Origin of the sequence: Streptomyces sp. NPDC020362, assembly GCF_040642095.1 — a bacterium.
Classification (GTDB): Bacteria; Actinomycetota; Actinomycetes; order Streptomycetales; family Streptomycetaceae; genus Streptomyces.
Window position 1 is genome coordinate 1 of sequence record NZ_JBFAET010000273.1, and the last position, 9,543, is coordinate 9,543.

The 9,543-nt window shown below is 67.7% G+C and carries 9 protein-coding genes, 1 tRNA gene and 2 pseudogenes; 3 read left to right on the forward strand and 9 right to left on the reverse strand.

Annotation, left to right across the window (positions count from 1 at the left end):
* Positions 1-60: 60 nt before the first annotated feature.
* The 3 genes from AB0H32_RS43915 to AB0H32_RS43925 form a co-directional block, all read right to left on the reverse strand.
* Positions 61-134, reverse strand: a tRNA-Met gene (locus tag AB0H32_RS43915).
* A gap of 50 nt (positions 135-184) precedes the next feature.
* Positions 185-385: a cold-shock protein gene (locus tag AB0H32_RS43920; RefSeq protein ID WP_361133891.1), complete on the reverse strand. Its 201-nt coding sequence runs from the start codon at positions 383-385 to the stop codon at positions 185-187.
* 443 nt (positions 386-828) lie between these two features.
* Entirely contained in the window at positions 829-1,281 is a 453-nt protein-coding gene (locus AB0H32_RS43925; protein WP_361133894.1) for a nuclear transport factor 2 family protein, read from the reverse strand.
* A 207-nt stretch (positions 1,282-1,488) separates the two neighbouring features.
* Here AB0H32_RS43925 and AB0H32_RS43930 point away from each other — a divergent pair.
* Positions 1,489-2,397, forward strand: a pseudogene (locus tag AB0H32_RS43930) (helix-turn-helix domain-containing protein); the annotation flags it as partial.
* Here AB0H32_RS43930 and AB0H32_RS43935 read toward each other — a convergent pair.
* The 3 genes and pseudogenes from AB0H32_RS43935 to AB0H32_RS43945 form a co-directional block, all read right to left on the reverse strand.
* Positions 2,390-2,476 (reverse strand): annotated as a pseudogene (locus AB0H32_RS43935) (hypothetical protein); the annotation flags it as partial. The pseudogenes AB0H32_RS43930 and AB0H32_RS43935 overlap by 8 nt on opposite strands.
* A gap of 367 nt (positions 2,477-2,843) precedes the next feature.
* Positions 2,844-3,215, reverse strand: a complete 372-nt coding sequence (locus AB0H32_RS43940) for a VOC family protein (RefSeq protein ID WP_361133897.1) — start codon at positions 3,213-3,215, stop codon at positions 2,844-2,846.
* Between the two features lie 242 nt (positions 3,216-3,457).
* The gene (locus tag AB0H32_RS43945) at positions 3,458-4,222 is read right to left on the reverse strand and encodes an alpha/beta hydrolase (protein ID WP_361133900.1); all 765 of its coding nucleotides are present in this window, start codon (positions 4,220-4,222) and stop codon (positions 3,458-3,460) included.
* A 192-nt stretch (positions 4,223-4,414) separates the two neighbouring features.
* On the opposite strand from AB0H32_RS43945, the gene AB0H32_RS43950 reads away from it, so the two are divergent.
* Positions 4,415-4,627, forward strand: coding sequence for an LLM class flavin-dependent oxidoreductase (locus AB0H32_RS43950; RefSeq protein WP_361133903.1), 213 nt, complete (start codon positions 4,415-4,417; stop codon positions 4,625-4,627).
* Positions 4,628-5,075: 448 nt separating this feature from the next.
* On the opposite strand, the gene AB0H32_RS43955 is transcribed toward AB0H32_RS43950, so the two are convergent.
* The gene (locus AB0H32_RS43955) at positions 5,076-5,717 is read right to left on the reverse strand and encodes a response regulator transcription factor (protein ID WP_361133906.1); all 642 of its coding nucleotides are present in this window, start codon (positions 5,715-5,717) and stop codon (positions 5,076-5,078) included.
* Between the two features lie 67 nt (positions 5,718-5,784).
* Positions 5,785-6,789: a histidine kinase gene (locus AB0H32_RS43960; protein WP_361133909.1), complete on the reverse strand. Its 1,005-nt coding sequence runs from the start codon at positions 6,787-6,789 to the stop codon at positions 5,785-5,787.
* A 67-nt stretch (positions 6,790-6,856) separates the two neighbouring features.
* Here AB0H32_RS43960 and AB0H32_RS43965 point away from each other — a divergent pair, with 67 nt between their 5' ends.
* Positions 6,857-7,213 (forward strand): MmpS family transport accessory protein, encoded by a 357-nt coding sequence (locus AB0H32_RS43965; RefSeq protein ID WP_361133912.1) that lies wholly within the window; start codon positions 6,857-6,859, stop codon positions 7,211-7,213.
* Positions 7,214-7,308: 95 nt separating this feature from the next.
* Here the strand turns inward: AB0H32_RS43965 and AB0H32_RS43970 are convergent, their stop codons facing one another.
* A complete protein-coding gene (locus tag AB0H32_RS43970; RefSeq protein ID WP_361133915.1) occupies positions 7,309-8,790 on the reverse strand; it encodes an endonuclease/exonuclease/phosphatase family protein in 1,482 nt (493 codons plus the stop codon).
* Positions 8,791-9,543 lie beyond the last annotated feature (753 nt).

Genomic DNA, 9,543 nt, shown 5'->3' on the forward strand with positions numbered 1-9,543 from the left:
GCAGCAGGCGGCCGCGAATGACGAAGGGCCCGGCGGCTGATGCCGGGCCCTTCGGTTTCGTAGCGGGGACAGGATTTGAACCTGCGACCTCTGGGTTATGAGCCCAGCGAGCTACCGAGCTGCTCCACCCCGCGTCGGTACGATCACTCTACACGGCAGTGCCACGCGGGGACGAATCCTTATTTCAGCCGCGGACGATGTTCTCGGCCTGCGGCCCCTTCCGCCCCTGGGGCACATCGAAGGTGACCTTCTCGCCCTCGACCAGCTCCCGGTACCCGGTACCGGTGATGTTGCTGTCGTGGGCGAACACATCGGGCCCGCCATCCTGCGCGATGAAACCGAAGCCCTTTTCGGCGTTGAACCACTTCACGATGCCACTGGCCAATCCAGAATCCCTCTCCCATGCCGGGCGCACCCGACAGACCGGATCCAACGACGCCCTTCACCCCGGGGACGTTGGCCTGCGATCTCTACCCCTGCCCGCGCCGGTTGTCCGGCATTCGGCACCCACTCCCCCGCAATTCCTCGCTTCAGTCCACGCATCGCCCCTACTGAGCCCTCCTCCTTCACGCTCCCAGACGGGCAAACGGACTCCGAGCAGGCCCGTAGCCGCGCCTCGGCCATGGTTCTGAAACTGGCCGCGCTCGTCGGATGCCTCCTCACCCTTCCAGGGGGCAGGGCACAGCAGCTCGAGACCGAAGCGGAACAGCCGATGTCAGAGGTTCCCGGGGCGGTGAGGACAGCCAGGCCGCCATCGGGCGCTGCCAGCAGCGAGATGCAGCCCCCGGGCCGCTCCGCACAGCCGTCGCAGGCACAAGCGGGCAGGCTTCATGTAGTCGCGTCGGGTTGGCCGAGGGTTCGGCGGACGGCGAGTGTGTCCCAGTAGAAGGGCCGGAACTCCGAGATACGGCTGTCGCGTACGGTGATCAACTGCATGACCGAGGTCTCCAGTCGACGGCCGCTGGCACGCGCGGTCAGTGTGCCCCTGTTGAAGACCACCGCGCTGTCCACATCGACCACGAAGCGTTGTTCCTGGAACTCCAGGGAGCTCCAGCAGCGGCTCATCTCTTCCATGAACCGTTCGACACCGGCGGGGCCTCGGTAGACGCCTCCGTAGGGGAGACTCTCCGCCTGGTGAAGGGTCACGTCGCCGGTGAGGCAGTCCGCCACGTCGTCGAACCGTGCGTGACCCGGTCCTCCGGCCGCCAGATATGCAACTTCGGCCGCGAAGAACCGCTGTAGAAGGGCCAGCACCTTCCGGCGCCCACTCATCGTATTCATAGGGCCATCGTCGCGGCCTCGCCACCGTATGGCTGGCGTCTATCGGACGCCGTGATCTCACCGTCCGCGGCCTGGCCAGTGGACGCCCAGGTCGAGCCCGCAGCAGAGAGGCGCCCGCAGCCCGTGAGGATGCGGAGAGCGTGATAGATCACTGGGTAGGACCAGAATGGGGGGCCAGTGATCTGGCAGGGCGTTTCGGCTGCTGCGGTGACGGAAGCGGACAGGTTCGAGTGGTTCACCCAGACACTGGCCAGCGCGGTGATGCCTTTGGCCGTCAGCACCGACCATACGACGGGTTTCCACGCGGAAGCCGCTGCCGTGGACCTCGGCACGGCGCAGATATCGAGGTTTGCGCACTCTCCTCTGCGATCGCGCCGTACCGAGGCGCTCATCAGGAGAGGCGGCCCGGAGCAGTACCAGCTGGGGATGGTGACCCGGAACACCATGCAGATCTCTCAAGGTGACCATGCGGCGACCCTCACGGCAGGGGACATGGTGGTGTGGGACACCTCCCGCCCCTTCGAGGCCGGCGCCTTCGCACCGGGAAGTACAGTTCAGGCTCTGATCCTGCATGTGCCGAGAACCACACTGTCTTTGCGGGCACACCGGGTGGACCGGATTCTCGGACAACGCCTCAAGGCAGGTTCGGGATTGGGAGCCGTCCTGGCCAACTTCCTGACCACGCTGGACACCTACGGCCCCGACTGCGGGCAGCGGGAACGCGACCGGCTCGGAGCCGTCGTCCTCGAGCTGACCTCAGCCTGCCTCGCACAACAACTCGGTGTCCTCGACGAGGTACCACCCGAGGCCCACCCCCACACGCTCCTCGAGCAAGTCAACGCCTTCATCCAACACAACTTGGCCGACGCCGACCTGACTCCACGACTGATCGCCGCGCACCACAACATCTCGCTGCGCAGCCTGTACGCACTTTTCGAAGGGCAGGAGGAAAGCGTGGCCGCGTCGATCCGCAGGCATCGGCTCGAGCGCTGCCACACCGACCTCGCCCGCCCAGAACTGTGCGGGCACCCGGTGCAAGCGATCGCCTCCCGCTGGGGTCTTGCCAATCCCCCTGCCTTCAGCCGCGCCTTCCGCGAGGCCTATGGCGTCACCCCCACGGAACACCGCTACCAGGCGATGCGCTCCAACGCCGCACACAAGGACAAGGACGTCTGCACGTCTCGCACACCCACGCGCTGAAACCGCGCGTAGGTTCCCCTCGCCGCGGTCAGAACGCTGACTGCGCACAGCCAGACTCGGGCGGCGTACGCCGCCAACGGGGGGACCTCAATGAAGCCGACTCGACATCTCATCAGCAGTCTTGTGGTGGGGGCCGTCGCTCTCGCGGGCCTCACGGCGTGCGGCCCCGAGGACGACAGTGCCGGCGGCGCCAACGGCGACCACAGCGCCTCCTCGGTCCCTTCGAGCGGGCAGACCGCCGCGGGCCAATCTTCGAACCCGGCCGACGGCGGCTGCGGGACACCTCCGAAGCAGCCCGCCGGTCACAAGATGGTCGAGCCCGCCGCGCCTCCGTCCAAGGGCTCGATGTCCGCTTCTGGCCATCAGCGTGTGCTGATGCAGAAGGGATGCCCAGCCGGATCCGTGAGGACCCGCGCCTTGTCCCGGTGTGGCTGGTGATCCGGCTTGCCCGCACCCAACTTCAGCAGCCGGGCCTCGGCATCGTCCAAGTCCCCCTCGATCTTGAAACAGATGTGAAGCTGCTGGGGAACGATTTGGTCGGGCCAGCTCGGAGCCCGGTAGTCGTCGACTCGTTGAAAACCGATGAAGAGACCGTGCTCACCGTTGAGGCCCGCGAAATCGGCGTCCGACTTCGGGTGCGGCTCAAGGCCGGTGGCCTGCTGATAGAACGCCGCCAAAGCCGGCGGATCAGCGCAATCCAGCGTTATCGCAACCAACTTCATCTGCAAGGTCATGGCATCTCCGGGCCGGTCGATGGATTTCCGCGATCAATCTTAGAGGCGGCTGCCCATGGTTGAGCGGGACGCCGACCGCGAACCTGTCCCACTCAACCGTCGGCACCACAGGTCAGTTGCTCGCCCCGCCCTCACTGATCCGGGACAGGACACTGATCACCAACCCACCAACTGGCGCAGCTTCAGCGCGAGGCAGCGGATGCGGCACCCTGCTGCCAAGCCGGACGCCGCAACCGCACACGTCAGGCCGACGCGATCACCGCTGGGCGGAGGTGTCGGGCGAAGAACCGGACCGCGCTGTCGGCTTCGAACCTGGGCAGTTGCTTGTGCTGGCCCGCGTTGACATGCAGGGTCTTCTCCTTCGAGGCGAAGGCGTCGAACAGCGCGAGGCCCTCCTCACGCGAGATGTGCTCGTCGTCCCACTGCATGTCGAACTCGATCGGAATCGTGATCTGCTCCGCCTGCTCGGCCAGAATATCGGGCCAGTGCTGACCGAAGACGGCGGCCGTGATCCGGGGTTCAACCACCACCAGCGGCACGCCGATTGCGGTGCCCATGTTGATGCCCCAGTAGCCGACCGGTCCGACGGCGCCGATCTCCGGAAGTTCCTGGAGGGCGTCCAGGGTCGCTCGCCACTCGGGCACGGCGAGCTCCGCCAGGTGGGCGTTGTAGCGGACGACGATCGGTCCTTCCGGCTCGCCCGCCGCCCTTGCCCGGAACAACTCGGTGATTTCCTCCTCGTCGTGTGCCGTCCGCGGTCGGTCGCCGTGACCGGGCGCGTCGATGACCGCGACATGGAAGCCGCAGCCGGTCACCAGGAGTTCCGCCCGGCTCGACATCGCCGGATGCTTCTTGTGGTTGCCGCCGCCGTGCCCCATCAGCACCAGAGGCGCGCGATCGGCGCCAGAGGCCGGCGACCAGAGGACGCCGGGGACCTCGCCCACGGTGAAGTCGCGCTCGACCATGCCGTTGGACGACGACTCGGCGGTGAACTGCAAAGAGTGCATAGGTGTTGCCTTTCGGGAGTGCCTTGTTGTCCAAGCGCTCCCGGCGACGCCTACGTCAATCGCCCGGCCGTGACGGGAAGGGGGAGCACCCACGTGGATACAGCGTTCATGGGTCTCACCTCCTCGGGTGGCGTCACGGTCAACCGCAAGCTACCAGCTTGATCATCACCCCTCCAATCCCTTTCCCGCGACGTGATCACAACGCCACACGGGCCCTGGTCCAGTCCACCGCACTCGACGTGCTCTCAACCGGGCGGTTCAGCCTCGGTATCGGGGGAGTTCACCCGCTTCGACGCGATCCGGGTCAACCCGAGGCCGCTGCGCGGGGGCCGGCTCCCGGTCGTGGTCGGCGGCAACAGCGACGCCGCCCTGCGCCGCGCGGCCGCGCTCGCCGACGGCTGGTAAGCCTTCAGCGTCCCGGCGGCCGACGTCCGCTCGCGCCTGGCCGTCCTCGCCGACGAGTGCGCCCGCCACGGCCGTGCCTTCGACGAACTCAACGTTGCCGTCGCGTTGAGCGACGCCACACCGGAGCACCTGCCCACCCTCGCCGCAGCCGGCGTCACAGAAACTCGTGTTCGTCGGCGCACCTCCGCCCGCTCCCGACGCAGCGGGCACCTGGGTCGTGGAACTCGCCCTGACGTGGATCCACCGCACGGAGTGACCGGGGCCGCTCCGACTCACCCCACCACAGCCCACAGCCTCGCACCCCGGCCGTGCCAAGACGGTGACAGCCCATCACGGGCGACTCGTTCGGCGATGGTCGGCAGCAGGCCCGGCAACCGGGCGGCCGGTGTTAGACCGGCTGCGGCTGGGAGCTCAGCGTGTCACAGGTGGTTTAGGCGCAGGGCTCTGCTCAGTCCACGATGCCGTTTTCCCAGGCCCACGCCGCGATCTCCACTCGGTTACGGGCCGGGCGTTTGTCCTGGATGCGGCTGAGGTGGCTCTTGATCGTACTGAGGGACAGCGTCAGGTCTTCGGCGACCTCGTGGTTGGTGCGGCCGCGGGCGACCAGTTTCACCACTTTGAGCTCCTGCGGGGTGAGCCGTCGTGCGGCCGCGTCCCTGGTGCGGGCGCGGGAGGGCCGGCCGAGGTGTTCCAGCAACCGTACGGTCACGGAAGGGGAGATGAGAGAGTCGCCGTTGACGGCGGCATACACGGCCTCGATCAGCAGCCGGGGTCCGGAGTTCTTGACCACGAAGCCGCTGGCGCCGGCCTTCAGCGCACCGTAGACGTACTCGTCGAGGTCGAAGGTGGTGACGACGACGATCTTCGTCTCGTCCTGGCGCAGCAGCTTCGCCGCCTCCAGGCCGTCGAGCTTGGGCATGCGGATGTCCATCAGGCAGACGTCCGGCCGCAGTCGGCGGACCGCCTCGACGGCCTCCACACCGTCGGAGGCCTCTGCGATCACGCGGATGTCCTCCTGGCTCTCCAGGATGAGACGGAAGCCCGTTCGCACCATCTCCTGGTCATCGGCAATCACCACTGACACACTCAAGGCGTCTCCTCACTCCGTCTCTTCACGGCGTACGGGATGCCGCACGCGAGGGGTCGGGGCGCGTACCTCACTTCATGGGGAGCGAGGCCGCCAGTTCCCAGCCGCCCTCGGGCATCGGCCCACTGGTGAGCTCTCCTCCCAGTTCGGCCACCCGTTCGGTCAGGCCGACCAGTCCGAAGCCGCCCGGTCTGAACCGTATCCGGCCGCGCTGCTGCCGAGCCGCGTCATCGCGCACACGGATCACCAGCCGGTCCCCGTCGGCGGTCAGCAGAACATGCACGGTGGTGGCCGAGCGGGCGTGTTTGCGGATGTTGGTCAGGCCTTCCTGGACGACACGTTCCACGGACCGGGCGAGCTGCGGGGACCAGGCGGTGCTGTCCAGGCCGTCCTCGACGTTCAGCCAGGCGTGCTGTCCGGGGGTGGAGAAGCGTCGGACGAGGTTCTCGACGGTGGTCATGGCAGGGGTGACCGGGGCCTGTTGCTCGGCGCCGGGTTCGCGCAGCAGCCGGACCATGCGGCTCATGGCCGCCAGTCCCTCCTGCCCCGTCTTTTCGATGTTGGCGAACAGTTGGCGTGCGGTGTCCGGGTCGCGTGCCGCGGTGTGTTCCCCGGCCTGGGCCTGGACGACGATGGCGGTGACGTAGTGGGCGACGTGGTCGTGCAGGTCGCGGGCCAGGTCGAGCCGCTCGGAGTGGCGCACCCGCTCGGCAGCGGTGCGGCGTCGGCCGTCCTCGGTGCGCAGATAGCCGCCGAGCAGTGCGAAGGCGGCCGGCAAGAGCGGGAACAGCCCGTCGAGCCGGTCCAGCACCGGCCCGGACGACAGCGACGGCGCCCGGTCGGCCAGCCGCACGACGGCTGCGAACGACGCGGGGGCCGACAGCGTGAGCTGCAGCGGCCGCCCGTAGCGACACGACAGGCACAACACACCGAGCAGGCCGACGAGTTCGGCCCAGCCCGGGGTGCGCTGCAGCACCGTGCCTTGCACCAGTGATGTGGTGAGCAGCGAGACTCCCGCCGCGGTCAGGGACATCGCGCAGGTCGTCCACTGGCGGCCGGCCCGGTAGACGGGCACGACGGTGACGGCCGTTCCCGATCATCTGCGTACCGACGAACGGTTCAGCCGATCTCCAGGAGTTTTCATGCAGTCCGGTTCCTTGCGTCCTCGTGTCACGTCCCTGCTGGCGGCCGGCGCCGCCACCGTGGCAGCCGTGTCCCTGACCGGCTGCGGCCTGTTCGCCAAGAGCTGGGACGTGAAGATGGAAGTCACCGGCCCTGCGGCCGCGGACATCTCCTACAGCTTCGCCGGGGACAACACCGACGACACAGTGAGCGGGCGGAGCCTGCCGTGGAAGCGCGCACAGAACGTCGGGTTCGGCTTCAACCAGGTGGGGGTCAGCCACGCGCCCGCCGGGACTGTGTGCCGCATCTATGTCGACGGAAAGCTCAAGGTCGAGCAGAAGAAGCCCAACTCCAACGGCACCGTTTCCGCTTCGTGAACCTCCAGGACTGAGGGGACGGGGAACCGCCGATGAACGCCACCACGCTGACGCGTGTGACCGTCCGGGCCAGGGATGTCATCTGTGGCCGGCTTCTACGCCTCGACGGGCACCCGCCTGATCCAGGGTCCCCAGGCCCCGGGATCGCTGACGCGGGAGGTCACGATGATGTGGCTGCGGCGGCGGTGTGGGACGCCCTGACGGAGGATCCCGGTCGCGGAGTGCGCCCTGGCGAGCATCGTAGGGTCGTCCAGACCGTCCAGCACGAGGAATCGGTCCTCCACCATGCTTCGACTCCTTTCCAGGGCAGCGAGCGCCAGGTCCTCCAGCGGCTTCCTGCCGTCGCGGGCTGCTTGCAGTTGCCTCGGCGTAGCCCCCGCTTCGACGGCCAGGTTGGTGAGACCGGTCTCCAGGGACTCCTCGTCGCGGGCGTTGATCCAGTAGACCTCGCCGGAGGTGAGTCCCTCCCTTCCCAGGCAGACCGGTCTCGACTCGTAGAGCGCCCGGAGCGTCTTTCCCGTCCCGGCAGGTCCGACGTATGCCGTGATCGGCGTGTGCCGGGCGGGAGACCGGCGTCGGCCCTTGCGTGGCCTGCGTGGGTACGTTCCGTACGGGCCTGCGTCGGGATCAAGACCGTACGGCGGCCTCAGGGATCGGGCGGCTGCATCCACCTGGGCGTGCCCGTACTCCGGGGGACCTGGCACGGTGAACCGAACCACTTGGGACACATGATCGGAGAGGTATGCGGTGCCGCCGGAGGGCAGCGCGACCGGCTCGGTGAACAGGAGATCCGTACCCGTGACCGGGTAACGATCGAGGTCGCCCTCGACGAGCAGATAGTCGACCCGGTGGGCTCGCGCATGGGCGGGCAGCAGGTCGGCATGGAAGGTCGGCACATCTGCTGCGGCGAACGGATCGTGCCAGACGCCGCTGTCCACCACTGCGTCATACAGACCGCAGTCGCTGGGAAGGTTGAAATCACCGCAGGCGATCACCAGTGCAGTGTCTACGCGGCGGGACCGGTCCAAGACCTCGTGGACCCGCTTCACCTGCTCCGTCTGAAGGGCTTCGTACCGGTTGCCGTCCGACCACTTCCCGTCCCTGTTCGCGGTCAGGTGCACGTTCCCCACCACCGTACGAAACGCCGGCACCTCGAAGACCAGCAAGCCTTGCAGACAGGCCCCGGCAGACGTGGCCGCGCGGAAGATCGGGCTTCCGCCCTGCGACCGCACGCCACGGAACGACACGTATTCGGCTGACCGCAGCGGCAGCCGGGAGAACGAGGCCAGGCCACCTGCTGGTTGACCGAGCGCCCCGGCCTTGTGGGCCACAAACGGGAATGACGGCAGATGAGTCCGGAGAAAGGCCGGCAGGCCAGGCGTCCAGACCTCCTGAAAGTTCACGATGTCCACGTCCGCCGCTTCAAGACGTCGGCAGAACTCCACGGCCCGCTCCTTCACCGGCGGCAGCGAGTTCGCCAATCCACAGCAGACATTCAGCGACGCCACACCGAAAGTCGACCCTCTGCTCCGCACCCGGCCTCCTCCTTGTCTCACACCCGACCGGGCATCGTCCACGCTCCGGCCGGGTGATCAGGCAGTGCCGACCCTGGCAGACAACGCGGTCGAAATGAATGAGGGAATCCACGTATTGCAGTACGTAGTTCCGTACGCCCCGTACTCGGAGAAAGCCTCATACGCCGGAGGGCACCACCCGAGCCCCCGCAGCGCAGCACTACCCACCGGCGCGCCATGCCCGCACACCACACAACCCAGCACGCCAGGAGACAGACGCCGCACGCGCCCCGCTCACACCACCGGCAGGCGGCCAAGCAAACGGTCCTTGCCCACACAAGCCACCACAAACACGTCCACTGCAGAGCCACTCGTAACAAGCGGGGCCGACACGGTCGTTGGGGCGTTTCGGCCGGCCGCCTTCCCCCTCGTATGGCCACCCACTGCACGCGAAGAGGTGGGCCACCCCTTACGCGGTGGCCCACCGTCACGGCGCCGGTGCCGCGAGCCTGTACCGCCCGACCGCCCGTGCGAGGTCCATGGCGATGCCAGTCACGGCGCGGGCACCCCGTCCGAGCTGCCCGCGCCGCAGGAGAACCCGGCAGTCCTGATGCTGCGTGTTCTCAGAGCCAACGTTGCCGGGACGCAGGCCCGCCTACAGAACGGTGACAGCCGTCTCGTTGGCGTAGCTGAACCCGTCGTTGTCGAAGTAGAAGACAGTGACCTTGATCTTGTCTCCCTTGACGAAGGACGTACCTTGGGCCGGGCGCATGGTCACCTGGGCCGTGTGACTGTCTGCGTCACAGACGAGCTTGT

What these genes read in the sequence shown, in the direction of transcription:
- AB0H32_RS43925 (WP_361133894.1), bottom strand. Translation starts at nt 1,281, where the DNA reads ATGAATACGATGAGTGGGCGCCGGAAGGTGCTGGCCCTTCTACAGCGG.
- AB0H32_RS43940 (WP_361133897.1), bottom strand. Translation starts at nt 3,215, where the DNA reads ATGACCTTGCAGATGAAGTTGGTTGCGATAACGCTGGATTGCGCTGAT.
- AB0H32_RS43945 (WP_361133900.1), bottom strand. Translation starts at nt 4,222, where the DNA reads ATGCACTCTTTGCAGTTCACCGCCGAGTCGTCGTCCAACGGCATGGTC.
- AB0H32_RS43965 (WP_361133912.1), top strand. Translation starts at nt 6,857, where the DNA reads ATGCAGTCCGGTTCCTTGCGTCCTCGTGTCACGTCCCTGCTGGCGGCC.